This is a genomic window from Thalassospira sp. ABD4_177 (assembly GCF_056160125.1).
This window is the reverse complement of the sequence record NZ_JBSWWO010000001.1, coordinates 181,985-206,507: the sequence shown is the minus strand read 5'-3', so window position 1 is coordinate 206,507 and position 24,523 is coordinate 181,985. Positions and strand designations below refer to the sequence as shown.

The 24,523-nt window shown below is 55.8% G+C and carries 24 protein-coding genes and 1 riboswitch; of the genes, 13 read left to right on the top strand and 11 right to left on the bottom strand.

The window, feature by feature from the left end; all coding sequences use genetic code 11:
* Positions 1–54: 54 nt before the first annotated feature.
* From ACXAF0_RS00960 to iadA, 5 genes are all read right to left on the bottom strand, one after another.
* Positions 55–1,365 (bottom strand): OmpP1/FadL family transporter, encoded by a 1,311-nt coding sequence (locus ACXAF0_RS00960; protein WP_475342910.1) that lies wholly within the window; start codon positions 1,363–1,365, stop codon positions 55–57.
* 55 nt (positions 1,366–1,420) lie between these two features.
* A complete protein-coding gene (locus ACXAF0_RS00955) occupies positions 1,421–2,089 on the bottom strand; it encodes a DUF6134 family protein (RefSeq protein WP_475342909.1) in 669 nt (222 codons plus the stop codon).
* Positions 2,090–2,122: 33 nt separating this feature from the next.
* Complete coding sequence (locus tag ACXAF0_RS00950; protein ID WP_475342908.1) at positions 2,123–2,419, bottom strand: SCP2 sterol-binding domain-containing protein; 297 nt, start codon at positions 2,417–2,419, stop codon at positions 2,123–2,125.
* A gap of 380 nt (positions 2,420–2,799) precedes the next feature.
* A complete protein-coding gene (locus ACXAF0_RS00945; RefSeq protein ID WP_475342907.1) occupies positions 2,800–3,033 on the bottom strand; it encodes a hypothetical protein in 234 nt (77 codons plus the stop codon).
* Between the two features lie 204 nt (positions 3,034–3,237).
* Positions 3,238–4,407, bottom strand: a complete 1,170-nt coding sequence (gene iadA, locus ACXAF0_RS00940) for a beta-aspartyl-peptidase (protein ID WP_475342906.1) — start codon at positions 4,405–4,407, stop codon at positions 3,238–3,240.
* A 160-nt stretch (positions 4,408–4,567) separates the two neighbouring features.
* On the opposite strand from iadA, the gene ACXAF0_RS00935 reads away from it, so the two are divergent.
* The 8 genes from ACXAF0_RS00935 (at position 4,568) to ACXAF0_RS00900 (ending at position 12,988) form a co-directional block, all read left to right on the top strand.
* On the top strand, positions 4,568–5,203 hold the full coding sequence (locus ACXAF0_RS00935; protein WP_475342905.1) for a LysE family translocator: 636 nt from the start codon (positions 4,568–4,570) through the stop codon (positions 5,201–5,203).
* 79 nt (positions 5,204–5,282) lie between these two features.
* Positions 5,283–6,539: a CynX/NimT family MFS transporter gene (locus ACXAF0_RS00930; RefSeq protein WP_475342904.1), complete on the top strand. Its 1,257-nt coding sequence runs from the start codon at positions 5,283–5,285 to the stop codon at positions 6,537–6,539.
* Between the two features lie 194 nt (positions 6,540–6,733).
* On the top strand, positions 6,734–6,901 hold the full coding sequence (gene hemP / locus ACXAF0_RS00925; protein ID WP_475342903.1) for a hemin uptake protein HemP: 168 nt from the start codon (positions 6,734–6,736) through the stop codon (positions 6,899–6,901).
* 121 nt (positions 6,902–7,022) lie between these two features.
* Positions 7,023–9,083, top strand: a complete 2,061-nt coding sequence (locus ACXAF0_RS00920; RefSeq protein WP_475342902.1) for a TonB-dependent hemoglobin/transferrin/lactoferrin family receptor — start codon at positions 7,023–7,025, stop codon at positions 9,081–9,083.
* A gap of 60 nt (positions 9,084–9,143) precedes the next feature.
* Complete coding sequence (locus ACXAF0_RS00915) at positions 9,144–10,217, top strand: hemin-degrading factor (protein WP_475342901.1); 1,074 nt, start codon at positions 9,144–9,146, stop codon at positions 10,215–10,217.
* Between the two features lie 7 nt (positions 10,218–10,224).
* Positions 10,225–11,082 carry a heme/hemin ABC transporter substrate-binding protein gene (locus ACXAF0_RS00910; RefSeq protein ID WP_475342900.1) on the top strand — a complete coding sequence of 286 codons (858 nt, stop codon included), beginning with the start codon at positions 10,225–10,227 and terminating at the stop codon, positions 11,080–11,082.
* Between the two features lie 5 nt (positions 11,083–11,087).
* Positions 11,088–12,164 (top strand): FecCD family ABC transporter permease, encoded by a 1,077-nt coding sequence (locus ACXAF0_RS00905; RefSeq protein ID WP_475342899.1) that lies wholly within the window; start codon positions 11,088–11,090, stop codon positions 12,162–12,164.
* A complete protein-coding gene (locus tag ACXAF0_RS00900; RefSeq protein ID WP_475342898.1) occupies positions 12,161–12,988 on the top strand; it encodes a heme ABC transporter ATP-binding protein in 828 nt (275 codons plus the stop codon). The genes ACXAF0_RS00905 and ACXAF0_RS00900 overlap by 4 nt, the downstream gene beginning before the upstream one ends.
* 13 nt (positions 12,989–13,001) lie before the next feature.
* Here the strand turns inward: ACXAF0_RS00900 and gcvA are convergent, their stop codons facing one another.
* Positions 13,002–13,934: a transcriptional regulator GcvA gene (gcvA, locus tag ACXAF0_RS00895; RefSeq protein WP_475342897.1), complete on the bottom strand. Its 933-nt coding sequence runs from the start codon at positions 13,932–13,934 to the stop codon at positions 13,002–13,004.
* A 278-nt stretch (positions 13,935–14,212) separates the two neighbouring features.
* Between gcvA and ACXAF0_RS00890 the strand changes: the two genes are divergently transcribed.
* From ACXAF0_RS00890 to ACXAF0_RS00870, 5 genes are all read left to right on the top strand, one after another.
* On the top strand, positions 14,213–15,400 hold the full coding sequence (locus ACXAF0_RS00890) for an NAD(P)/FAD-dependent oxidoreductase (RefSeq protein ID WP_475342896.1): 1,188 nt from the start codon (positions 14,213–14,215) through the stop codon (positions 15,398–15,400).
* Between the two features lie 37 nt (positions 15,401–15,437).
* Positions 15,438–16,754, top strand: coding sequence for an aspartate aminotransferase family protein (locus ACXAF0_RS00885; protein WP_475342895.1), 1,317 nt, complete (start codon positions 15,438–15,440; stop codon positions 16,752–16,754).
* A gap of 60 nt (positions 16,755–16,814) precedes the next feature.
* A complete protein-coding gene (gene amaB, locus ACXAF0_RS00880) occupies positions 16,815–18,314 on the top strand; it encodes an L-piperidine-6-carboxylate dehydrogenase (protein ID WP_475342894.1) in 1,500 nt (499 codons plus the stop codon).
* A gap of 123 nt (positions 18,315–18,437) precedes the next feature.
* The gene (locus ACXAF0_RS00875) at positions 18,438–18,695 is read left to right on the top strand and encodes a CopG family ribbon-helix-helix protein (protein WP_475342893.1); all 258 of its coding nucleotides are present in this window, start codon (positions 18,438–18,440) and stop codon (positions 18,693–18,695) included.
* A complete protein-coding gene (locus ACXAF0_RS00870) occupies positions 18,692–18,976 on the top strand; it encodes a type II toxin-antitoxin system RelE/ParE family toxin (protein WP_475342892.1) in 285 nt (94 codons plus the stop codon). Before ACXAF0_RS00875 ends, ACXAF0_RS00870 begins: the two co-directional genes overlap by 4 nt.
* A 63-nt stretch (positions 18,977–19,039) precedes the next feature.
* Here ACXAF0_RS00870 and ACXAF0_RS00865 read toward each other — a convergent pair whose 3' ends face one another.
* The 5 genes from ACXAF0_RS00865 to ACXAF0_RS00845 all read right to left on the bottom strand — a co-directional run bounded on the left by ACXAF0_RS00865 (position 19,040) and on the right by ACXAF0_RS00845 (position 24,518).
* Positions 19,040–19,645 (bottom strand): superoxide dismutase, encoded by a 606-nt coding sequence (locus ACXAF0_RS00865; RefSeq protein ID WP_297018639.1) that lies wholly within the window; start codon positions 19,643–19,645, stop codon positions 19,040–19,042.
* Positions 19,646–19,941: 296 nt separating this feature from the next.
* Positions 19,942–20,280, bottom strand: a complete 339-nt coding sequence (locus ACXAF0_RS00860) for a hypothetical protein (protein WP_235285123.1) — start codon at positions 20,278–20,280, stop codon at positions 19,942–19,944.
* Between the two features lie 118 nt (positions 20,281–20,398).
* A complete protein-coding gene (gene thiE, locus ACXAF0_RS00855; protein ID WP_475342891.1) occupies positions 20,399–21,043 on the bottom strand; it encodes a thiamine phosphate synthase in 645 nt (214 codons plus the stop codon).
* Positions 21,040–21,849 carry a hydroxyethylthiazole kinase gene (thiM, locus tag ACXAF0_RS00850; RefSeq protein WP_475342890.1) on the bottom strand — a complete coding sequence of 270 codons (810 nt, stop codon included), beginning with the start codon at positions 21,847–21,849 and terminating at the stop codon, positions 21,040–21,042. The genes thiE and thiM overlap by 4 nt, the downstream gene beginning before the upstream one ends.
* A 70-nt stretch (positions 21,850–21,919) precedes the next feature.
* Positions 21,920–22,025: riboswitch (TPP riboswitch) on the bottom strand.
* A gap of 123 nt (positions 22,026–22,148) precedes the next feature.
* Positions 22,149–24,518, bottom strand: a complete 2,370-nt coding sequence (locus tag ACXAF0_RS00845; RefSeq protein WP_475342889.1) for a Tex family protein — start codon at positions 24,516–24,518, stop codon at positions 22,149–22,151.
* Between the last annotated feature and the right edge of the window lie 5 nt (positions 24,519–24,523).

Sequence of the window (24,523 nt, the reverse complement as noted above, 5' to 3'; positions counted from 1 at the left end):
AAAGGGAGCCCGATGCGGCGCGCCAAAGCACCCCGCACCGCACAGTATAGCAGATCAGAACTTGAATTTCGCCTGCAGCGCGATGATGTCGACCTTGGCTTCGTAATAGGCAGAGTAATTGCCAACGAGCGAAGAGGCGTGATCGACCCGTGCTTCATCTGCAAAAATGTGGGTGTAGCCCAATGTTACATCCGCCCAGTCAGCTGCTTTGTATGTCGCACCAAGCGATACCCAATAGCGATCAGAATCCGGCAGACGCACATTGCGGTTACGGGTTTTGATCGGGGTTTCGTCGTAGGCAACACCACCGGTGAAGAACCAGTTATCGTCGTGTTGGTAACGTGCACCAAGGGCGCCAAACCACGAGGTTCCCCACTGATAATTCTCGGTTGTGCTGCCAGTAGTCGCTGATGCGCTGTTGATCAGCCCACTATAATTAAAGACAAGATCGCTAACCGAGTTCCAGTTGGTCCATTGCATGTCACCCATGACGGTCCATTGATCCGAAAGATCGTGCGAAAGACCAAACGCAATGGATTCGGGCGTGGTGATCTTGGCCGTTGTCTTGCGATCCGTCCATGGGGTGGCCAAACTCTTCGCGGCACTATCGAAGGTGATGTCGCCTTTGAGTTTGTGTTCAACCTCGGAATTGTAGGAAAGACCAACACGGGTGGTGTTCGTGATCTCCCAATTCATCCCGGCGGTCCAGCCATAGCCGATATCGTCGCCTTCGACCGTTGAGTTACCCTCTGCCACTGCGCCGCCGAGTGACGGAACTGCTTTGCTCAGGGCGGCTTCAAACCGCTGAACTTGCGGACCAGCGCCGATGCTGAGGCCATTGTCAAAGCGATAAGCGACCACGGGCTTGATATTTACGGTTTTGATTTTGGATGTTGTGCCAAAGAAACGCCCTGCGAAATCGGAATCGTTATCGGTAACAAGGCCCCAAGGTGCTGTAATCGAAACACCAAGATTGATCTGGTCGTTCAATTTCCAGACGGCATGTGCGTTAGGCACTGCAGCATCCTGAGCCATGTCCTTGTAGCCGCCACCGGTCTGAGCAATCACCGTTCGTGAGCCGTTGGTTGCAACTGTATTGGTTGCGTTCGCAACCGGTCGAATGACAGTGATACCCGCACTATAGCTGGTTTCCTTGTATTGACCAACGGTACCCGGATTGTAGGACATGGTGGATGCATCGGTGGACAGGGTGGTCATGCCGGCAAAGCTTGAGCCCTGCAGGGTGCCGCTGGTTTCGCGGACCTGAAAGCCCGATGCGTGTGCGGTGCCAACGCTGGCAAGTGCGCACAGAAGTGCAGTACCTGAAGCTGCCCCCCAGAGGCAGCCCTTTTTGAAGTAGGACATCTGTTTCTCCCTTAATCTTATAACGTTTCAAATCTATGATTTAAAACGCCCGCTTTTATTGTTGAAGGTCTATCGCATCGACCCTGATAAAATCGATGTCGTAGCCTTTTCTTTTAAAGCTCGTTTTGAGCAATTTTCCGTCGGTGCCGTACCAGAGATCACGGTCGACATCGCCAGACATTTCGTAATGGACTGCCGGTGTTTCCCGGCTTTCGACCATCACGGTTTCTTCACCGACCCTGTGTGTGTCGACGTTATAGGGTTCGGCATTGATGACGCTTAAAAGGTTGGCTTTGCCGGTAACGTCCTCGTGCCACAAACTCAGTGGCCAGGCCCCGTCACAGGCATCACGTTTCCCGACACCTTTGCCAGAAAGCGCATAACAATCTGCGTCATAGCTTGCCTGCCAGGTGTAGTATGTGCCGTCATCATTGGTGGTGGTTTCGACCGAGATCAGCTCGCCGTTCTGCCATTGTTCGGTGCGCTGATGGTCGTAGTGGAACTTTAAAAACAGCACCCGAACATCCGTCAGGGTCTCCACCTTGACGGTCTGGCCAGTGGTGGTCGGTATGATTTCGACCTTTTCATAGCCGATGGGTTCCCCGTCCTTAAGAACGCGAAAGTTCAGTATCTCCGATCCAAACGCCAAGGACGGTGCGGCAAACTGGATCGTAAATCCGGCAATCAGGGCCGATATGCTGCCAATTGTGATACGACTGCGCATGTTTCCCCCATAAAACGGATCTTCCCGACAGAGTTAGTCGAGCATGGATGACAGCTTGGCTGCCACACCCATCGAACCCTTGATCTTCAGTTTGCCCATGGTGAAGGCAAGCATCGGATCAAGCTTTCCGGCGATCAGTTTTTCGAGGTTGGCTTTCTTGATCTTGAGAATGCAATCGGCATCGGACAGGTCATCATCGCTGATTTCCGGTTCATCGCCGGTGGCATCAACAACGATTTGTCCGTCATCGCCGCAATCAAAGGCGACGACAGCATTCAAGCCGCGGAGTTGCGGCAGTTTTTCTTTTACGGTTTCGAGGATGTCATCCACGAACGCCTCCCTCAGTCAGCTGGTATTCTTGTTTTGATTATGTCAGGACTATAATACAAAGTGACGTTAACGTAAAACAAATAACGAATGCGAAAATCATACGACCAATAAGGCATTGAATTTTAAAAGGTTCAATGTCTTGAACAGTGCCAAATAAGCACAAAAAATGCCCGGGTGAGCCGGGCATTTGACGTGTTATGGTCTGTCTGAAATACCGAAGACAGAACAATCTCAAGTGGTGGCATCAGGTTGGTACGTGCTTTGGCGATCACGTCGAAACCTCGGGAAATCCGCCATTTGAGGGTGTTCAGGGTCATTGAGCTCTGATCAAAACCACCTTGAACGTGGAAGCGCGTTCAAAATCAGTGCCGAATCCGGGTTTATTTCCGGGCTTCCTCGTTTTCATGCATGATGTAACCAGCTCCCGTACCAACCGCACCACCGATGACAGCACCGCAGGTTACACAGCCACCGGTGATCACGGTGCCAACCGCGCCAACACCGGCACCAATGGCGCCGCCGCTCAGCATTTTCTGGTCTCGGTCATTCAATCCACTGCAGGCGGACAGTCCCAACGCACCGGCAACGGCAAGAATTGTGGCTGTCTTTCGCATCTCTTGGATCCCTTCGTGGTTGCTCTCATTGCTTGGTCATTCAAGGACCTCTTTGAGGCAAACGAGCATGGACAAGAAAACGGGAAGCAGTTTGACCATAATAGGGGCTGTTTGGGGCAGTTATGTCGATAAAAAGGCAACTCGCACGGCTATCCAGCGCGAAAAGCCGTGTTTTCGAGTGGTATTTGGGTGTTTCAAGCCGGTTTAGTCTTCAAAAGTGCCGCGAAGGAGACGTTCCTTGGCAATCATGGCCGGTTTTCCGCGGGCAATAACGCTATCGGGGGCCAAAGCATCATCCAGAACAAGGATATCGGCGTCATATCCGACCTTGATCTGCCCTTTGTGTGCCGAAAGGCCCAGCATCCGGGCCGGGTTCGTCGTGATCGGGGCCAGTGCCGTTGGAATATCAAGCTTTTCGACGGCAATCATATTGGCAAATTCGCGTGGCACCGTTTCAAAACAGGCCACCGAAAGCCCAATCATATTGCCATCGCCATCAAAGTCCGGAAGTGACCCATTGCCATCCGATGTCATGGAAATGCGATCAAGCGGGACGCCATCCGCCAGGCATTCGGCAATGCTGGTTGATGTTTTGACGGCCCCCTTGGGATCGGGTTCGGCGTCAATTCCGGTGGTGAAATCGATATTGCCACCACGATTGGCCCAGAGTTTTGCCGCATCAAGCAAGGCGCGCTTGCGGTTTACATGGGTCGGGATGAACTGGCTTATCGGGATCTCGGTCTGGTCAATCACCGCAAGCAACGGATCAAAATGCCCGTCACCGTCCCCCAGATGCACGACGACAGACCCGGCCTTGCCCGATGTCATGCCGCCAATGCGCGATTGGGATGCGATGCGGGCCAGTTCATCGACCGTGCTTTGACTGCTGCGATGATCGGAAATTGCGGTTTTCAGGCCAATACAGGCATCCAGAAACGTCACGTCATCGCCGATATTGCCCGTCAGGGTCGGGGACGGCACGCGATAGCCGCCGGTGAAAAACCAGGCCGAAATGCCTTCGGTTCGAAGGGCTTTGGTCTTGGCATAAAGTGATGCGATGTGGCGGGTGGCGGCATCGGTGCCGAGCAAGCCGCAAACGGATGTAATGCCAGCCTCAATCAGTTTGCCAACCGCGACTTCGGGTGTGCGGGTGGCAAAGCCGCCTTCGCCCCCACCGCCAATCAGATGCACATGCCCGTCGATAAAGCCCGGTACGGTGATATTGCCGCCAAGGTCGATGGTTTTGATATCAGCGGGAACCGAAACAACCAGATCCGGGGCAAGGGCGACGATCTTTTCGCCGCAGATCAGGATGTCATTGATGCCAAGCGGGGTCGGGGCGAAGACGTTGGCATTCTTGAGAAGCAGAAACATGTTTTAAAACCGCATTTTACGAAAAGCAGCCTTCAGGTGGGGGGATGGTGCGGATGCGCATCATAGCGACAGTTCATTTCCGTTGAAACGGTCCAGACAAGGATATAGCTTTCCTTCACAACAAGCGGGAAATAAACCTGCGTCACCCAAAGGAAACGTCATGAGCTTCGCCGCCTGGTTGTCGGTTGCAACCATCTGTGTTCTTGGCGCAATGACACCGGGCCCCAGTCTGGCTGTTGTGTTGCGCTACTCCGTCGGTCATTCGCGTCAGGCAGGCTTTGCCTGTGCCTGGGCGCATGCACTTGGGATCGGCTTTTATGCCGTCATCACCATGACCGGGCTTGGCATCCTGTTTCAAACCGTGCCGGTCTTTCACAATGCGGTCAGTATTCTTGGTGCGCTTTATCTGATCTGGCTTGCGATCAAGGCTTGGCGCGGTGCCAAGGCAGGTGCGAAATTTGATGTTGATGGGACCGGAAAGGTATCGGGATCAATCCTGCAGGCCGCACGCGACGGGTTCATGATCTCGTTTCTCAATCCCAAGATTGCCCTGTTTTTCCTCGCCCTGTTCAGCCAGTTTGTGTCGCCCGAATTCGAATGGGCTAGTAAGTTCCTGTTGGCCTTTACCGCAGCGGCGATTGACGGGGCATGGTATTGCCTTGTGGCTGTCGGGCTCTCGCACGGGGCCATTTTGCCGTGGTTGCGTGATCATGCAGCCTGGATTGAACGCATTATTGCGGTTCTGTTTGTGGTGATTGCGCTTCGCGTCTTGTGGGGTGTTGTTGTTACGCTTTAGCCCGCGCGATTTTTGAATTTAAGCAGCCCCGAAATTCTGATCGCGCCACCACCATCGCGACATAACACGGATCACTCGCATGACTGACAAGACCGCCCCGAAAACGACCACCTCCGAGGAAGCATCAGCGGAAAAAAGTACGGCGACGGATGCCGGGCGTGGCTTCCATCATCTGGGGGCGCATATCGGCTTTCTCCTCGCGATCCTGCTTCTGGCTGCCAATATGCGCGGCAGCATTGTCGGGCTGGGACCGCTGGCGGAAATCATTGGCTCGGACTTGGCACTTTCGGGCACGCAGCTTGGCCTGCTGACGACGCTCCCGGTGCTGAGCTTTGGTGTCCTGTCGATGTTTGCCCCGCGTCTGGGGCAGAAATTCGGCCTTGAAGCCACACTTTTGACCATGCTGTTGTTCATTGCTATCGGTCAGGGGCTTCGCGCCAGCGGCGCCTATGACATCATGGTGGTCGGAACCATCATTCTGGGTGCGGCGATTGCGGTTTTGAACGTGCTGACCCCGTCGCTGGTGCGGCGCAGTTTCCCGACCCATGTGGCGCTGGTGACCGCCCTTTATACCTTTACCATGTCGAGCGGTGCGACAATTGCCGCATTTATTTCGATTCCGATCCGAAATGCCGCGAACGGGGATTGGCGCTGGTCGTTGGGTGTTTGGGCGATGTTTGCCGCCATCGCCTTTGTCTGTTGGCTGCCGATGCTGCGCTATCGCCATGTCGGGGCGGCGCCCACCCCGGTTGCGCGTAATTCGCTTTGGAAAAATGTTGAAGCCTGGTGGCTGGCACTGTTCTTTGGTTGCCAGTCACTGATGTTCTATACCGGCACCGCCTGGGTCGCCAAAGTCTTCATCGACCACGGCATTTCCGAGGCCGAAGCCGCCACGCTTCTGACCCTGTTTAACGTGTTTGGCATTCCGGCTGCCTTTGGCGCGCCGCTGATCTATTCAAAAATCGCCAACAAGAAATTGGCGATGTTGGTGCTGCATATCCCGCTGATTATCGCCATTCCCGGCTTTGTCTTTGCCACCACGGAGCTTCCCTATGTCTGGGCAGTGTGCATGGGGCTTGGACAAGGCAGCATGATCAGCATTGCCCTGACCCTGGTCGGCATGCGCGGGGCCGATCCGCAAACCTCCGCCCGGTTGTCGGGCATGGCGCAATCGGTAGGTTATCTGTTTGCCGCCATCGGCCCGGTTTTGTTCGGGGCGTTACATGACCTTCTGGGCGACTGGCAGGTTGCACTTTACTTCCTGTTTGTCGTGGTCGCGGTGCAGCTTTGTGCGGCAATGCGCGCCGGATCCTCCAAAAAGATTGGCGCAGATTAGGAAAAATCGTCGAGAATTCAATATCTTGAAACACTTCTAAAGGCACCCCGATAACCACAGGGTGCCTTTTTCGTTGGGTGAACTTGATCACCATAACCTGCGCAAGTTCCGAAATGAACTTGACTTGCATTCGCAACAACCCTATAGAGCCGCAAATCATTATTAATAACATTTCATTCAGCAAGGAGTTTGCGATGCCCGACATCGCAGAAGACAAGGGGCATGCAGGAAAGTCCGAAACAGTGAAGCAGATGCAAGTGCAAGATCTGATGGGTGATGATCGCGAAATCATCATTGTCCATCAGGGAGAAGAATACAGATTGCGCCTGACATCGAATAACAAACTGATCCTGACCAAATAGGCGTTTAAACGCCTGTCCAATCAAACAATCCGTTTGCCAGCCAGCGCGCCAGTGCCCTGCACAAGCCAGCCAGCCAGCCGAAATCGGTACAAAGCTAAAGCTGCCTTACAGGGGAATCATCATGGCTCGAACCACTTCTGTGCGCCTTCTTCTGGCGACAGTTTCCACACTCGCACTTAACGTTGCCGCCCATGCCGAGGAACCGGCATCCACGCCTGCAATCGAAACCCAGACTGCCGAAAGCCAGAATGCACCGGCTGCTGAAACCGCAGTCGTTCTTGATACCATTACCGTCACGGCAAACAAGCATGAGACGAAGGTGATTGATGCACCTGCTTCTATCTCGGTTGTTGATGAAGAAGAACTTGAACGCCGACAAGCATCAGATTTGAGCGACATTCTTCGTGGCATGCCTGGTGTCGAGATTTATGGTGGCCCTCGAAGCACCGTTCAGGAGCCAATCATTCGTGGTTTGACTGGAGACAGGGTTGTCCTGCGTGTCGACGGTGCACGCGCAAACATGAGCGTCGGTCACAAGGGGCGGTTTTTCTTCGATCCCGAAGTCCTGAAGTCGGTAGAAGTTTATCGTGGTGCTGCCTCGACGATGCAGGGTACCGGCGCGTTGGGTGGTGTGATTGCACTGACAACCAAGGATGCCAATGACTTGCTTGAGCCGGGTGCAAATCTTGGTGCGCGTGTCAAAGTCGGATACGCATCGGTCGATCATGGTTTGACGACGAATGGTATGGTTTACGGCCGTCCGACCGAAAATATGGACTTCCTTGTAAGTCTGACGCGTGAAAGCACTGGCAACTTTGAAGCCGGTGACGGCGATAAGCAACCTTACACCGATGATGACTACATCAATGGTCTCGTCAAAGGCGGTATCGATATCAATGATGCAAGCCGTTTGACGCTGACGGTTCAGCGCTACAGCGATGATCATCAATTGCCCGCAGCCCCCGATAGCGGCGCGGCTGTGAATTCCACCAGCAACTATCTTGTAAATCGCGAGAGTGAAGAAACCTCGATGGTGCTTGGCTACAGCTATCGCGACATCGGCAATGATCTGATTGATGCCAACCTGAATGCATATGGCATGCGCACCGATCTTGACGAAAAACGCGTCAGCGACGGTCGCCATGATGAACGTACTCTCGATACCATTGGTCTTGATGGTAGTAATACCTCGCGCTTTGACCTTTCCGGTCGCGAACTGGCGGTCACGGTTGGGGGCGAGATCTATCAGGACTCGCAAGAAGGTCGCCGTGACGGGGTTGCTGTTTCCAACCTGTTCCCGGATGCAGATATGACCATTTATGGCGTTTATGTTGACAACGCCTTTGCCGTAACCGATGCGCTTGATGTGATGGCCGGTGTACGGTTCGACTCCTATGACCTGTCGGCATCGGGGCAGCGTTCACGCGAAGACAGTGCGGTTTCACCACGCTTTTCGGCAAGTTACCGTGTGACCGAATGGATGCAGCCCTATGTCAGTTATGCCGAAGCTTTTCGTGCACCTGCAATGACTGAAATGTACGCAAGCGGCTATCATTTCCCCGGTAACAACTTTGTCGCCAACCCGGATCTGGAAGCGGAAAAAGCGAAAACCTGGGAGCTCGGCACCAACTTCAAGTCCGATAATCTGTTTACGAGCGGTGATGCGCTTCGCGCCAAGGTCGCGTATTTCCAGAACGATATCGAAGACTATATCGAGCAGCAGGGTGCGACTTTTGGCAGTTCTGAAACCAAAAGCGTCAACGTGCCGGAAGCGGAAATCAAAGGCTTCGAAGCCGAGATTTCATATGACACCGGGCTGATGTTTGCCGGGCTGGCCGCGTCGCGTATTCGCGGTGAGAACACCCGGACCGGTGAGAACCTTTCCAATATTCCGGCTGACAAGGTTGCCCTTTCCGGCGGCTATCGGTTTGTGGACCAGTCAGTCGAAGTAGGCGGCAGGGCAAATATCGTCGATCGTCTGACCCATATTTCCTCCGGGGACGAAGTGCCGGGTTACGCAACCTTCGACCTGTTTGTTCGTTGGGATGCAGATGAAACTCTGCCAGGTCTGAGCCTCAACGCCGGTATCGATAACCTTCTGGATCGCAATTACCAGACTGCCGACAACGGGCTGTATGAGCCCGGTCGCAACTTCAAAATTTCCGCAAGCATGAAATTCTAAGCCAACGGATCAGACGAAGCAGAAGCTGCTTCGTCTGATCTTGCAGGAGGTATAAACGCCATGAGTGAAAATAATTTCAAGAATGCTGCCGAAGCCTGGGCGGCCTTTGCCGCAGGTGAGGCCAAGGGATATGCCGTCGATATCGCAGCCGAGCTTGGCTTAAGCGAGGGTGAGCTGGTTGCAGCAGGCATTGGCAGTAATGTCGTGCGCCTTGATGCCGATTGGGGTGATTTCATTCCCCGCCTCGAAGAGCTGGGGCAGGTCAAGATCCTGACTCGTAATCCAAGTGTCGTGCATGAAAAGATCGGAACATTCGGCAAGGTCAGCATCAATGGTGAGATGGGGCTTGTGCTTAATCACGATGTTGATTTGCGCTTGTTCCTTGGTCATTGGGGGCATGCGTTTGCGGTTGAAACCAACAATCCGCGTGCTGGACGCCGCCGCAGTTTCCAGATCTTCGATCATGACGGGCGCGCCGTTCACAAGATTTTCCTGACCGAGCAGTCCGATGAAGCTGCCTATGACCAGTTGATCACTGATTTCAAGGCCGACAACCAGTTACCCGGCATCGAGGTCCTGCCGCCCCTGCCAAAGGCTGTGACGCTTCCGGATCAGGATGTCGATGTCGAAAACCTGCGGGCGCATTGGCGTCGTATGACGGACGTCCATCAGTATCACGGGATGCTCAAGGACTTTAATGTCGGCCGACAGCAGGGCATGCGTCTGGCCGGGCCGGAATTTGCCGAACGGTTAAGTCGCGATGCGCTGAAAACCCTGCTTGAAAAGGCATCAGAAAGCGGCATTTCGATCATGGTCTTTGTTGGCAACAGCGGTGCCATTCAGATCCATACCGGCCCGATCAAGACCATTCGCGAGATGGGTGACTGGATCAACATCATGGATCCGACATTCACCCTGCATTTGCGCATGGATCAGATTTTCGAAGCATGGATTGTGCGAAAACCGATCCGCGAAGGCGTTGTTACCACGGTCGAGCTTTATGATGCGGATCTGAACAATTTCGCGATCTTCTGTGGGGAGCGCAAACGTAAGGACCCGGAAAATCCCGACTGGCAGAAACTGGCCGAAAGCCTGCCGCGTCTGGAAAACAATGTGGCAGCCGTTGCGGAGTAACCAATCGATGCGTCATTTCACTGGATTTATCCTGGCGATCATCGGCTTTGTCGGGCTGTGCCTGCCCGCCCTTGCCGATGGGTCGCCCCAACGTGTGATCACTGTCGGGGCGCCCGCGACCGAGATCGTCTTTGCCCTTGGCGCTGGCGATCGCGTGATTGCGACCGATACCACAAGTACGCGCCCCGAGCCGGTGCCAAGCCTACCAAAGGTTGGCTATATGCGCCATCTGGCAGCCGAGGGCATCATTGGCCTGAAACCGGACCTGATTGTCGCGGTCGAGAAATCCGGGCCGGATGTCGTGCTTGGCGAATTGACTGATCTTGGCATTCCGATTGTCATCCTGCCGTCCTTGGCAAAGATGGAAAACCTTCCTGGTGCCATTGCGCAGGTGGGCGATGCTTTGGGGCGCACGGATGCAGCGCAGGAGCTTTCTGATCGGGTAGAAGCCGATCTTGCCGAACTAAAGGGCGATGATGGCACGGGTCGGCCAAGCATCGTGTTCCTGATGGCGGTTGGTCATGGAAAGCCGATGTCGGCTGGGCAAGAAACCACGGCAGATGAAATCATCACCATGATCGGCGGTGCCAACAGTATGGCGGGCTTTGATGGGTTCAAACCCGTCTCGCCCGAGGTGATTGCATCGGATGAGTCCGATTATGTGCTGGTGACCCAGTCGACCCTTGATCAGTTGGACGGGCTTGAGGGGCTTCAGGCCCATCCGATCCTTGGCCTGAACAAGGCAGTGGCGAATGGCCGGATTCTTGCTATTTCGGCATCAACCATTCTTGGTTTTGGTCCGGCATCAGCCACAGAAATTCGCGATCTTGCGGCCCATCTTCACAGCATCGAACAGGGGTCGTGATCGCTGTGAAACAAAGGGTCGCAGCATTGCAGATGCAGCTGCCGGTCAATCGATCGGCGCTGTTTCTGGTGCTTTTAATGATCGGTCTATGTGTCGCCACCGTGATGTCACTTGGCATGGGTGGGGTGGAGATTTCGGTGGGTGATGTGTTTGTCCATCTGGCACAGCGCACCGGCATTTCTGATGTCGGCATTGATGCATTTGATGCCCGCATTCTCGATAGCCTGCGCCTGCCAAGGATCCTTCGCGCAATCATCATCGGCGGCGGTCTGGGTCTTGCCGGGGCGGTGATGCAAAGCCTGTTTCGAAATCCGATTGCCGATCCGGGAATCATCGGCGTTTCGGCCAGTGCCGCCTTTGGCGCGGTGAGCATGATTGTCGCAGGGCATCTGATCCTGGGCAGCTATTATGCGATCATTGGGCCTTACGGCGTACCGATTGCGGCCTTTGGCGGGGCCGTTCTGGCAACGGTGGTGATCAGTATTCTGTCGCGTCAGGATGGGCGGACCGATGCGGCGATCATGTTGCTGATCGGTGTCGCGATCAATGCGATCGCCTTTGCCGGGGTGGGTGTCTTTACCTATATGGCCGATGATGCCCAGTTGCGCAGCCTGACCTTCTGGCAGATGGGCGCACTTTCGGGCAATGGCCCGACGGATATGCCGGCCCTGATCGTGATGGGTTTGGGCGTTGCCTATCTGATCCGGCTGGGTACGCCGCTTAATCTATTTTTGCTGGGCGAGGCCGAAGCACGCCATCTGGGGGTTGAGGTCGAACATCTTAAACGTCGCGCCACGGTGATCACCGCACTCGTCGTTGGCGCAGCCGTCGCGGTTTCGGGCATTATCGGGTTTGTCGGACTGGTGGCCCCGCATCTGGTGCGGCTGGCGACGGGTCCTGATAACCGGTACGTCCTGCCGGCATCGGCCATGGGCGGGGCGATCATACTGACTGCGGCAGACGCGGTCGCACGTATCATTGTGCTTCCGGCCGAACTGCCCATCGGGCTTGTCACCGGCATTGTTGGCGGGCCGTTTTTCCTGGGGTTGTTGATCGTTGAAAAGAAAAGGCGTCGTCTATGACCCTGATGGCGCACAAGGCTGATTTCAAGGCGCGCGGGCGCTACCTGCTGCGTGATGTGTCAATCACCGTTGAGCCGGGCGAGGTTCTGGCCATCCTTGGTCCGAACGGGGCAGGGAAGTCCACCTTGCTGAAGGTTCTGGCAGGGGAGCTTGCGCCAAGTGGCGGCAAGGTTTTCCAGAATGGCCGTCCCCTTTCGAGCATTTCGGCGCTTGATTTGGCGCAGGAACGCGCGGTGATGCCGCAGGCCGCTTCGATGACATTTCCATTCACCGTGTTTGATGTTGTCGCACTGGGTCGTGCGCCCTATCGCAAGGTTTCCACCCGCCAGTTTGATCAAAAACAGGTGCGCCGTGCGATAGAGCTTGCCGATATCACCCATCTGGCAGATCGGACCTATCCGGCCCTGTCAGGTGGCGAGAAACAACGTGTGCATCTGGCGCGTGCGCTGGTGCAGCTTTGGGGCATGACGGATGCCACTCAGAACAGCACGATAAGCAGCGAGGGCTCCGAATCTGGGGCGCGCTTCCTTCTGCTTGATGAACCGACAGCCGGCCTGGATGTGTCCCATCAACATGCGGTTTTGGAGCTTGCCCGGCGGGAGGCAGAGGAATGCGGTGTCGGGGTTTTGATGATCCTGCATGATTTCAATCAGGTCCTGACCTATGCCGATCAGGTTGCCGTTCTGAGTTCGGGCGAAGTAGTTGCCCAGGGATCGGTATCAGATGTCATGACACCGGACTTGTTGTCATCGGTGTTCAAAAGCCCGATCCGGGTGATCAATGACCCGGCGGGCGGCGTGGTGTTGGTCAGTCAGTCAGCCTGATATCCCCCCGATATCAGGCGGCTGTGCCGGACGGGATGGTGCGACCATCCTGTTCGGTCCGGCACGTCGCAATCAGCCAGTCGCGAAAGGCGCGGACCGCAAAGTTGTTTTCCTTTTCCTTGGGATACACAACGTAATAGGCGTGCTGATTGGGGATCGCCACATCAAACGGTGCGACCAGACGCCCGCTTTCAAGTTCTTCCCGCACCAGAAATTCCGGCAAAAGCGCCAGCCCAAGCCCCGCTACTGCCGCCTGAATGACCATGTGAAAATGCTCAAACCGCGGGCCGGCCAGCTCATCGACAACACCAACGCCCGTCGCCGCCAGCCAGTCCTGCCAGGCGCGCGGGCGGGTGGAATGCTGCAACAGTGTACAGTTGCGCACCCGTTCGCGGGCAATCGGCAGGTCGTCATTTTCCTTAAGCAGCTTGGGCGCGCAAACCGCAATCAGGGTTTCCCCCATCAAACGATGGGTCACACAGCCGGGCAGGTTGTCTTCGCCAAAATGAATGGCGATATCAATTCCCTCGCGATCGAAATTGAATTCCCGCGTCTGGGTAATGAGATTGAGCTGAATGTCAGGCCAGGTTGCCTTGAAATCACCAAGGCGCGGGACCAGCCAGCGCGCGCCAAAGGTCGGCAGCGTTCCGACATTGAGCATCCCGCCCGCATCGGAATAGGCCATGACCTGCAAGGTGGCGGCTTCTGCCCGATCGAGAAGATCACGCACCTGGGCGGCATAAGCTTCACCGGCGGCGGTCAGTTTCAGGCGCTTTTTGACTCGGCGAAAAAGATCACGTCCGAGATACTCCTCAAGCGCACGGATCTGCCGGCTGATCGCGCTTTGCGTGACATTGAGTTCTTCGGCCGCCCGGGTAAAGGACAGATGCCGGGCCGAGCTTTCAAAGAATTGCAGGGCGGTAAGGGATGGCAGGACGCGGCGCATGGCGAAACCAGTTCATAACAAAACGGAATGATATGGTGCGAATATATCGTTTGTTTGCTTTTCATCCAAGACATAGGATTTTAACTGGTTCTACGCCCCCTCGCGCCACCCCGTGAAGCGTTTGGGCCGAAAGCCAGTCGCGCTGGAATACTGTTACTTTGGAATGTTTTGGAAGGATAGCTTCCCTTTCATTCAGGAACGGTATCTGGCGCAATCGTGCAAAACACCGGACCATCAAGGGCCGGACGACAACAAATTGCATCGGGTAGAAGGCAAGAATGGGTTCTGTTGACGAAAATTATGATGTGATCATCGTCGGTGGTGCGGTTGTTGGTAGTTCCATCGCATGGCATCTGACCGGGCGTGATGATTTCAAGGGCCGGGTTCTGGTGATTGAAAAGGACTCGACCTATGAGTTCTGTTCGACCGCCCTTTCAGCCGCGTCGATCCGCCAGCAATTTTCGACCCCGATCAATATCGAAATGTCGGCCTATGGCATTCAGTTCCTGCACAACCTGAAACGTGATCTTGATCCGGACGTCGACATTGCCCTGCATGAAAAGGGCTATCTCATTCTCGCAACCGATCAGGGCCGCGATATCCTGCGTCAGAACCATGCAACGCAGACCGAGTTTGGCGGTGACATCGTCTGGATGGAGCCCGATGATTTGGCCGCGAAATACCCGTGGATGAACACATCCGATCTGTCGGCCGGTTGCTGGGGTCGCAGTGGGGAGGGCTGGTTTGACGCCTATTCCCTGATGCAGTCATTTCGCAAACAGGCGCGTCGTCGCGGTGCCGATTACATTGACGGCGAAGTCATCGAAGTCCTGCGTGATGGTGATCAGGTCACGGGCGTGGTTCTGAAAGACGGTCGTCGTTTCGGCTGTGGCCAGCTTGTGAATGCCGCGGGCACCGGTGGATCAAAGGTCGCCCGGATGGCGGGCCTTGAAATCCCGGTTGAGCCGCGCAAACGCTGCATCTTTGTCTTTAATTGTCGGGACGCCGAAGACATCAACGCGTCCTGCCCGATGCTGATTGACCCAAGTGGTCTTTATGTCCGCCCGGAAGGTGAGTTTTTCATCACCGGCATTGCCCCGCCCAAGGATCGCGATCCGGAATGCTGGGATTTCGATGTCGATCATAGCCTGTTTGACGAAATCATCTGGCCCGGCCTCTATGAACGTTGTGAGCGGTTCGAAGCCATCAAGGTCGTTAATGCTTGGGCGGGTCATTATTCCTATAACCTGCTTGATCAGAACGCGATTCTGGGCCGTCACACGGATGTTAAAAACTTCATCTTCGCCAACGGGTTCTCGGGCCATGGCCTGCAACAAAGTCCGGCTGTCGGTCGTGGCATTGCCGAGCTGATCACGACAGGCGGCTATGAAACATTGGACCTGTCGGTGTTTGGCTATGAACGCATTCGCGACAATGCTCCGGTTCTTGAGCTGAATGTTATCTAATTCGTTTGTATCATCAAAAAGGTCGGAGCAGCCCCACATGCCCCGTGACGACAACACTAAATCTGCTGATGACAGCACCTTGATCCGGGATCGTGCCACGGGCTCGATATCTGCTGGTGTTCGCAATGTGCATCCGGTTTATCTCGATCGCGCGCTCAATGCCGAAGCATGGGATGTTGAGGGCACACGCTATATCGATTTCATTGGCGGGATCGGTGTTTTGAATGTCGGGCATCGTAACCCGGTGGTGATGGATCGCGTTGCCGCCCAATGCGAACGCTTTACCCACAGCTGCTATAATGCTTTGCCCCACGAACCCTATGTCGCGGTGACCGAATGGCTGGCGGCAAACTGCCCGATTGAAGGTCCGGCAAAATCCATGCTGACCAATTCCGGGGCAGAGGCGATGGAAAACGCGCTGAAGCTTGCGCGTGCCTTTACCGGTCGTACCGGGGTGATTGCCTTTGAGGGCGGCTTTCATGGTCGAACCCTTGCCACCTTGGCACTGACCGGCAAAACCAAACCCTATAAGACCGGGCTCGGGCCGTTGCCGGGACCGGTTTGGCATCTGCCATATCCTTGCCCGGAAACCGGTGTATCGGTTGATGATGCGATGGCCGCCATCGCCAAGCTGTTTGCCGTTTCCGCAGATCCGGCATCGGTGGGCGCGGTGGTGATTGAACCGGTCCAGGGTGAAGGTGGTTTTCGGGCCGCCGATGGTGAATTCCTGGTAGCCCTGCGCCGTCTGTGTGATGAGAACGGCATGGTTCTGATTGCCGATGAAATCCAGTCGGGCTTTGCACGGACCGGAAAACTGTTCGCCATTGAGCATGCCGGTGTCTCGCCCGATATCCTTGTCATGGGCAAGGGGATTGGCGGGGGCTTCCCGCTGGCGGCCATTACCGGTGCCGAGGACGTGATGAATGCGCTGGCCCCGGGCGGGCTTGGCGGCACTTATTCGGGCAACCCGGTGGCCTGTGCTGCCGCAACCGGCGTGTTTGAGGTTCTCGAGGCCGACAAGCTTCCGGCACGTGCCAAACAGCTTGGTGAAAAATACGCCACCCACATTGCATGGTTGCGCGATCTGCCCGGTGGGCATGTGATTGGCAATATGCGCGGGATCGGCGCGATGCGTGCTTTTGAGTTGATTGCAGATGACGGCAAACCGTCACCCAAACGTCTGCAAACCTTGTTGCAACTGGCCCGGGACAACGGGCTATTGTTAATGCCAAGTGGTGAGCACGCCAATGTGGTGCGCCTGCTGGCACCTTTGACCATTCCGTTTGATCAGGTTGATGAGGCCTTTGCCATCATCGCCAAGCTGCTGCCCACGGTGGCAGGTATCAAGGATTGAACAGAGATCGAATTTGCCGGTGATCCGCGCCGGAAAGTTTAAAACGAAGGGAGTTTTACTGTGAGCTACAAATCCATTCTGACCGAGCTTGGTCTGTCCGAAGCCGAGATTGCCAATGGCACGCTTAGTGTTCAGACCCCGGTCGACGGTTCGGAATTCGCAAGCGTAACCGAAACCACCCCGGCCGAGATGACCGATGTGATCGGCAATGCCAAAAAGGCGTTCGGCGCATGGCGTCAGATGCCGGGCCCGCGTCGCGGTGAGCTGGTGCGTCTTCTGGGTGATGAACTGCGTGCAGCCAAGGAACCGCTTGGCCGTCTCGTGTCGCTTGAATGCGGCAAGATCTATCAGGAAGGTCTTGGCGAAGTTCAGGAAATGATCGACATTTGCGACTTCGCCCTTGGCCTGTCGCGTCAGCTTTATGGCCTGACCATCGCGTCCGAACGTCCGGGCCACAAAATGATGGAAAACTGGCATCCGCTGGGTGTTGTTGGCCTGATCACCGCGTTCAACTTCCCGGTTGCACCGTGGGCCTGGAACACCGCCCTTGCACTGGCATGTGGCAATGCGGTGATCTGGAAGCCGTCGGAAAAGACCCCGGTCACCGCCATGGCGTGCCAGAAGATCCTCGAAAAGGCGATTGCCAAGTTCGGTGATGCGCCGGCCAACCTGCATCAGGTCGTTGTCGGTGATCGCGAAATCGGTGAAATCATGACCGACAGCCGCGACGTCGCGCTGATTTCGGCAACCGGTTCGACCCGCATGGGCCGCGAAGTTGCCCCGCGCGTTGCCGAACGCTTTGGCCGTACCATTCTTGAACTTGGCGGCAACAATGCCATGATCGTGACCCCGTCGGCCGATCTCGACATGACCGTGCGTGCGGTTGTGTTCTCTGCTGTTGGGACCTGTGGTCAGCGTTGCACGTCGCTTCGTCGTCTGATTGTCCACAAGGACGTCAAGGATCAGCTGCTGCCGAAAATCATTGCCGCGTACAAGTCGGTTTCGATTGGCGATCCGCTGGCTGATGGTACCCTTGTTGGTCCGCTGATCGACGAAGAAGCCTATACCAACATGCAGATCGCGCTTGGCAATGCCAAGAAGGACGGTGGCACCGTACATGGCGGCGAACGTACCCTGGAATCGGAATATCCGAACGCGTTCTATGTGACCCCGTCGGTGGTTGAAATGCCGGGTCAGACTGACACCGTGAAGCACGAGACCTTCGCACCGATCCTCTATGTCATGACCTACGAGACCCTTGAAGAAGCCATCGCGCTTCAGAATGATGTCCCGCAGGGTCTGTCGTCGTGCATCTTCTCGACCGATCTGCGCGAAACCGAACTGTTCCTGTCGTCGGTTGGTTCCGATTGCGGTATCGCCAACGTCAATATCGGCCCGTCCGGTGCTGAAATCGGTGGTGCCTTCGGTGGTGAAAAAGAAACCGGTGGCGGTCGTGAGTCCGGTTCGGACGCATGGAAAGGTTACATGCGCCGCGCAACCAACACCATCAACTACTCCCGCGAGCTGCCGCTGGCTCAGGGCATCAAGTTCGATATCTGATCGACCATCAATCTGGTTTGATCCAAACCCCGCCGGTTCGCTGGCGGGGTTTTTCTTTGCGCTATTTTGCAGTAGAATACGTTGTATTACATCGCAAACATTTTCCTGTCGGAAGGAACGATCATGAGCAAGGATACCTTGGCAGTCCGGGTTGATCCTGCGTTGCGCGAACGTCTCGACAAGTTGGCCGATGCCTTTGGTCAAACACGGTCCAGTATCATCAATGATGCGCTACGACAGTTTGCCGATCATCAGGAATGGCAAGTGGAACTGATTGCCGAACGTGCCCAAAGTATCGCTTCTGGTGATGCGACGCTTGTTAGTCATGAGGATGTGCTCGCCGAATTTGACGAACGGTTTGCCGGCAAGAAGGCAGGATGAGAATTGTCTGGGACAGCAGGGCTGTCGAAGACCTAAAAGCCATTCTTGATTATATCGCTGACCGCAATCCGACTGCAGCACTCAAGACCTATCAGTTGATCTCGGGATCGGTTTCACAGCTGGCAACCCACCCTTTTATTGGTCGGGTTGGCCGGGTTGCCGAGACACGCGAAATGATTGTGAATGGGACACCTTATCTGGTTGCTTATGCCATTGGTGACGGGGCGATCACGGTCATCGCGGTGTTGCACGCTTCGCGCCGCTGGCCTGAAGAGTTTTGAACGTAAAAAAAGCGGCCCCCGAAGGGACCGCTTTCTTTAATCTCGTCACAAAGCCTGGGCGGATTAGCCAGCTTTGGAGAAGCGCTCTGCGACATATTCCCAGTTTACCAGGCTGTCGAGAAAGGCTTTGACATAGTCCGGGCGCGCGTTGCGGTAGTCGATGTAGTAGGAGTGTTCCCAAACATCGCAACCCAGTAGCGGGGTCTGACCGTGAACGAGCGGGTTTTCCGCGTTCGGGGTCTTCGTGACGACCAGCTTGCCGGATTTGTCCATTGCCAGCCAGCACCAGCCGGAACCGAACTGGGTAACGCCAGCCTGAATGAAGGCTTCCTTGAAGGCATCGACAGAGCCGAAATCTTCAACGATTTTCTTTTCGAGTTCACCCGGGATGGCGCCGCCGCCATTGCCCTTCATCATCTGCCAGAACTCGATGTGGTTCCAGTGCTGGGCAGCGTTGTTGAACAGGCCTGCTTTGGAAGCGTCGCCGTAAGAAGCAACAACGATTTCCTCAAGCGACTTGCCTTCAAGGCCCGAACCTTCGAGCAGCTTGTTGCCGTTCACAACATAGGCGTTGTGGTGTTTGTCATGGTGAAACTCGAGAGTTTCAGACGACATGACCGGTGCAAGCGCGTCATATGCATACGGAAGTGCTGGGAGTTCAAATGCCATGATACAGTTCCTCGACTTTCATTATTAATCTGTGCGGTAACGCAACATATCCCTTTTTGCGCCTTCGATAAAAGTGAAAATCCCGTGCAACATGTTGGAAACCTTTGTTGCAGCCGTGATCGGTGCATCAGGCGCGTTACCTGTGATCTTTTATCTAGCGCGCATTGGCGTATATGCAATGCAGGGCGGCGTTACCGTTCGATAGATCGATATATGATGAACATTCCTGTGCCAAAAACGTTCCCGGAAATCCTGGAAATTTTTGATGGCGTCGGACATGGAAACAGGCAGTCTGCCTATTCCTTATAGAGTCCAACCATTTTCTGGCTTTCATCACCATTTGTCAGGGTGACGTCATATTCCCCGCGCTTGAGCGAGGAGATATCGATCTTGCACGGGAAACGGACGCAATCGCGTTTGATCGCAACAGTGCCGTCTTCCTGATGGCTGAGTGTGACTTCACCCTTGGCCATTTCGGAATGAATGGTGACGCTGTCCGTCGTTGGTTTCGGTGCAGATTTGATTGCAGCCAGCGCGGCTGTCGTGATCGTCATAAGACCAATCAAGGCAATGGCAACCGGCTTGCTGCGCAGAGATCTAAGCATGTCTTCCTCGCGCGGTTGTGCTTGGTTCATGCCTGGTAATCTGAGCTGCGAAGCCGAAAAATTAACGGCGCAAATAGGGCATTTCCGTGCCGATCGCATCACTTGGGTCGTGGCAGCCATGCGTCTGGCGCGCGCAAGTTTCCGTCCGCTAGGCCAGATGACCCCGCGCTGATCTAAGCTTTTCTGCGATGTCTGCGGTGGCCTTTTGCGGATCAGCCTGCCCACAGATGGCGGACACGACTGCCAGCCCATCCGCACCGCTTTCAAGGACGGACAAGACATGCTCCCCCTTAAGTCCGCCAATCGCGACGGAGGGCAGGCCAACCATCCGTGCCAGCCTTTCCAGACCGTCAAACCCGATGGCCGGTTTGTGATCCGGCTTGGTTGGTGTGGCAAATACCGGGCCGATGCCGACATAATCGACAATGGTGCGGTCAACCTTTTGCGCGACCTCTTCGCTTTCGATCGACAGGCCGATGATCTTGTCCGGGCCAAGGCGTTCGCGCGCAATTTGCGATGGCGTGTCATCCTGCCCGACATGCAAACCATGCGCGCCAATCGCGATGGCGGCGTCGATATCGTCATTGACGATCAGCGGCACGTTTGTGCCTTCCATGGCCTGCATCAATTCCCGGCCAACGCGAATGAGGCTTTCAGTTCCGGCCTCCTTATCACGCAGCTGAATGATGGTGGCTCCGCCTGCAATCGCGGCCATGGTGGTTTCGACCATCGAATGGTCACGACACAGATCGGGATCAAGCACAAGATAAAGCGACAGATCAAAGGACGTCATTGCGGATCAATCCGAAGGTTCTTGGCGTAGGTTTCACCATCAAGATTGTGCAGACCATCAATGAAGGCAGTCATGAAGGATGCCGGGCCGTTTGCCGTCTTCGCCGCGATCCCGCCCGCAACGGCAAAGTTGCCAAGGGCCGCAATGGTGGTCTCAAACGCCTGATCGGGGGCAATGGCGATATAGGCACCAACAAGGGCGGTCAGCGAGCACCCGGTGGCGGTGATTTTCGGCATCAGGTCCGAACCACCGGCAATGCGCACCGAATGTGTGCCATCGGTGACGAAATCGACCTCACCGGTAACCGCAACAACGCAACCTTGGCTGCTTGCAAGGCTTCGTGCGGCTTCTTCGGCCTGTTCGACCGGATCGCCACTATCAACGCCTTGACCAGCACTTTGACCACCGCCAAGGGCAATGATTTCCGATGCATTGCCACGAATAACGGTGGGTTTGAGTTTCAAAAGTTCTGCCACAGTGCCGCGGCGGTAACCGGTGGCAAAATGGGCCACCGGATCAAGCACCCATGGTTTGCCAACCTGATTGGCCGACTTGGCAGCGGCAATCATGCCCTCAACCCAGTTGGGCGACAGGGTGCCGATATTGACCGTCAATGCACCTGCGATGGCGGCGAATTCGCCGGATTCTTCAGGTGTGTGGACCATGGCGGGCGAGGCGCCGGCTGCCAACAGGACATTGGCGGCATAATTCATCGCGACATAGTTGGTGATGCACTGAACCAGGGGATTGGTCGCGCGCATGCGCTCAAAAAGGTCATTCGCGGTCTGGGAAATTTCGGTCGTCATGTCGAGGCTCCAATGCAGAACTTTTGCGGTTGGAGACCCAGTTCGAAGTCGGAAAGATGGAGAACGTCGTGATCCGCGTTCGCACCGTCCCTACGCCAGTATGAACTGGATCAGGTTCAAAGGGTCACTGCGCGGCAGTTTCTCAGCCCCCTGTCGGGGCTCCCCTTGGTGAGTGCTCAACATGGGTTTTATTGCGCATTCTGTCAATTCATCCGATGGGCTGGATCGCGCCAATCAAAAACGGCGGAATGGCATCTGCCCATCCCGCCGTTTTCATCATTTCAATTTTGGGGCCGGGCTTATTTGCGACGTTCCATAGCGGCCTTGAGTGCCGCTGCCATCGCACCGCCATCACTGCCGGAATTGCCACCGGCATTACCGCGGCCCTGACCACCACCTTGGGGGCGGTTGCCGGATGAATGCTGCGGCCGGTTGCCGCCGCGGGGGGGCGCACCGCGATTATCCGCGCGCTTTTCCCGCGTGCCTTCGTAATCGGGGGCCGATTTCATCGAAAGCCCGATGCGTTTACGGGGCGCATCGACTTCCATGACCGTGACCGAGACAATCTGACCGGCCTTGACCACCTGGCGGGGGTCTTCGACGAACTTGTCGGCCAGCTGCGAGATGTGGACAAGCCCATCCTGATGCACGCCGATATCAACGAACGCGCCAAAATTGGTGACGTTGGTGACCGTGCCTTCCAGCTTCATGCCGGTGCGCAGATCCTTGATCTCGTTCACACCTTCAGTGAACTTGGCGGTCTTGAATTCCGGGCGCGGGTCACGGCCGGGCTTATCAAGTTCGGCGATGATGTCGCGGATGGTTGGAACGCCAAATGTTTCATCAGCGAAATCTTCGGCCCGAAGCGTTTTGATGAAGCCCGAATCCCCGATCAGATCGGCCAGTGGCTTGGCGGCCTTGGCACTGATCTTTTCAACCAGCGGATAGGCTTCCGGGTGGACGGCCGATGCATCAAGCGGGTTGGTCGCCCCGCGAATACGCAAGAAGCCCGCACACTGCTCAAATGCCTTTGGCCCAAGTCGCTCGACCTTTTTAAGGTCAGTACGCGACTGAAACGCGCCATTGGAGTCGCGATAGCCGACAATATTGCGCGCCAGCGTCTCTGTCAGGCCGGCCACACGGGTCAGAAGCGGGATGGAGGCGGTGTTAAGGTCAACACCGACACCGTTCACGCAATCCTCAACCACCGCATCAAGTGATCGGGCCAGTTTGGTTTCCGAAACATCATGCTGATACTGCCCGACACCGATTGATTTCGGTTCGATCTTCACCAATTCCGCCAACGGATCCTGCAAACGACGGGCGATGGATGCCGCGCCACGTAGTGACACATCAAGATCGGGGAATTCCTCGGCCGCGAACTGGGATGCGGAATAAACCGATGCCCCGGCCTCATTGACGATGACCTTGGTGGCCTTAAGGGCCGGGAAGCGTTTCAGCAGCTGACCGGCAAGCTCGTCGGTTTCACGTGAAAAGGTGCCGTTGCCAATCGCGATCAGTTCGATCTGATGGCGTGATGCCAGGGCGGCAAGGGTATTAAGTGCCCCTTCAACATCATTGCGTGGCTGGAAGGGATAAACCGTCGCGGTATCGACCAGCTTGCCGGTGGCATCCACCACTGCGACCTTGACGCCGGTACGCACACCCGGATCAAGCCCCATGGTGGCCTTTTGCCCGGCGGGTGCGGCCAGCAACAGGTCCTTGAGGTTATCGGCAAATACCTTGATCGCGCCTTCTTCGGCTGAATCACGCAACGTGCCAAACAGATCTAGCTCGATCGACAGCGACAGTTTGACGCGCCATGTCCAGCGGACCGTGTCCATCAGCCACTTGTCAGCCGCACGTCCCTTGTCCGTGATGCCAACATGGGCGGCAATCATAACCTCTGCCCGGCCCGGCTGGCTGCGCGGACGGTCTTCGTCTTCTTTGCCAAGCGTCAGTTTCAGCTGCAGGATGTCTTCGTTGCGCCCACGGAAAAGGGCCAGCGCACGGTGTGACGGGCAGGTTTTGATTTTTTCGGAATGCTCAAAATAGTCCGAGAACTTGGCGCCTTCGGCCTGTTTGCCTTCGATGACAGACGCGGTGATTTCACCCTCATTCCACAAATGATCGCGCAGCTTGGCGACAAGGTCGGCATCCTCGGCAAAGCGTTCCATAAGGATCTGACGCGCGCCATCAAGGGCGGCCTTGGTGTCATCAATCCCTTTTTCGGCATCGACAAACTTGGCAGCCTCGGTTTCCGGATCAAGGGACGGGTCGTTAAACAGGCTATCTGCAAGTGGCTCCAGCCCGGCTTCACGGGCGATCTGGGCCTTGGTGCGGCGCTTTTTCTTGTAGGGCAGATACAAATCTTCCAGGCGCGTCTTGGTATCGGCCTCGTTGATCTGGGCTCCCAGTTCCGGGGTGAGCTTTTCCTGTTCGCGGATACTTTCGAGTACCGATGCGCGACGTTCTTCCAGCTCGGTCAGATAGCGCAGGCGGTCTTCCAGCGTACGAAGTTGGGTGTCATCAAGCCCGCCGGTTCTCTCTTTGCGGTAACGGGCGATGAACGGAACGGTGGAGCCTTCATTGAGCATCTCGATGGTGGCAATGACCTGTTCCGGACGAACCGAAAGTTCTTCGGCGATACGCTGGGGAATTGGACGCATGGTTT

Excerpts from the sequence above, each read along its gene's own strand:
- thiM (WP_475342890.1), bottom strand. The coding sequence starts at position 21,849 with ATGACGACCGAAATTTCCCAGACCGCGAATGACCTTTTTGAGCGCATG.
- ACXAF0_RS00845 (WP_475342889.1), bottom strand. The coding sequence starts at position 24,518 with ATGCGTCCAATTCCCCAGCGTATCGCCGAAGAACTTTCGGTTCGTCCG.
- ACXAF0_RS00875 (WP_475342893.1), top strand. The coding sequence starts at position 18,438 with ATGAGCAAGGATACCTTGGCAGTCCGGGTTGATCCTGCGTTGCGCGAA.
- ACXAF0_RS00890 (WP_475342896.1), top strand. The coding sequence starts at position 14,213 with ATGGGTTCTGTTGACGAAAATTATGATGTGATCATCGTCGGTGGTGCG.
- ACXAF0_RS00860 (WP_235285123.1), bottom strand. The coding sequence starts at position 20,280 with ATGAACCAAGCACAACCGCGCGAGGAAGACATGCTTAGATCTCTGCGC.
- gcvA (WP_475342897.1), bottom strand. The coding sequence starts at position 13,934 with ATGCGCCGCGTCCTGCCATCCCTTACCGCCCTGCAATTCTTTGAAAGC.
- ACXAF0_RS00865 (WP_297018639.1), bottom strand. The coding sequence starts at position 19,645 with ATGGCATTTGAACTCCCAGCACTTCCGTATGCATATGACGCGCTTGCA.
- ACXAF0_RS00910 (WP_475342900.1), top strand. The coding sequence starts at position 10,225 with ATGCGTCATTTCACTGGATTTATCCTGGCGATCATCGGCTTTGTCGGG.
- ACXAF0_RS00945 (WP_475342907.1), bottom strand. The coding sequence starts at position 3,033 with ATGCGAAAGACAGCCACAATTCTTGCCGTTGCCGGTGCGTTGGGACTG.
- ACXAF0_RS00870 (WP_475342892.1), top strand. The coding sequence starts at position 18,692 with ATGAGAATTGTCTGGGACAGCAGGGCTGTCGAAGACCTAAAAGCCATT.
- ACXAF0_RS00920 (WP_475342902.1), top strand. The coding sequence starts at position 7,023 with ATGGCTCGAACCACTTCTGTGCGCCTTCTTCTGGCGACAGTTTCCACA.
- ACXAF0_RS00915 (WP_475342901.1), top strand. The coding sequence starts at position 9,144 with ATGAGTGAAAATAATTTCAAGAATGCTGCCGAAGCCTGGGCGGCCTTT.
- hemP (WP_475342903.1), top strand. The coding sequence starts at position 6,734 with ATGCCCGACATCGCAGAAGACAAGGGGCATGCAGGAAAGTCCGAAACA.
- thiE (WP_475342891.1), bottom strand. The coding sequence starts at position 21,043 with ATGACGTCCTTTGATCTGTCGCTTTATCTTGTGCTTGATCCCGATCTG.
- ACXAF0_RS00955 (WP_475342909.1), bottom strand. The coding sequence starts at position 2,089 with ATGCGCAGTCGTATCACAATTGGCAGCATATCGGCCCTGATTGCCGGA.
- ACXAF0_RS00930 (WP_475342904.1), top strand. The coding sequence starts at position 5,283 with ATGACTGACAAGACCGCCCCGAAAACGACCACCTCCGAGGAAGCATCA.
- ACXAF0_RS00935 (WP_475342905.1), top strand. The coding sequence starts at position 4,568 with ATGAGCTTCGCCGCCTGGTTGTCGGTTGCAACCATCTGTGTTCTTGGC.
- ACXAF0_RS00900 (WP_475342898.1), top strand. The coding sequence starts at position 12,161 with ATGACCCTGATGGCGCACAAGGCTGATTTCAAGGCGCGCGGGCGCTAC.
- ACXAF0_RS00885 (WP_475342895.1), top strand. The coding sequence starts at position 15,438 with ATGCCCCGTGACGACAACACTAAATCTGCTGATGACAGCACCTTGATC.
- iadA (WP_475342906.1), bottom strand. The coding sequence starts at position 4,407 with ATGTTTCTGCTTCTCAAGAATGCCAACGTCTTCGCCCCGACCCCGCTT.
- ACXAF0_RS00960 (WP_475342910.1), bottom strand. The coding sequence starts at position 1,365 with ATGTCCTACTTCAAAAAGGGCTGCCTCTGGGGGGCAGCTTCAGGTACT.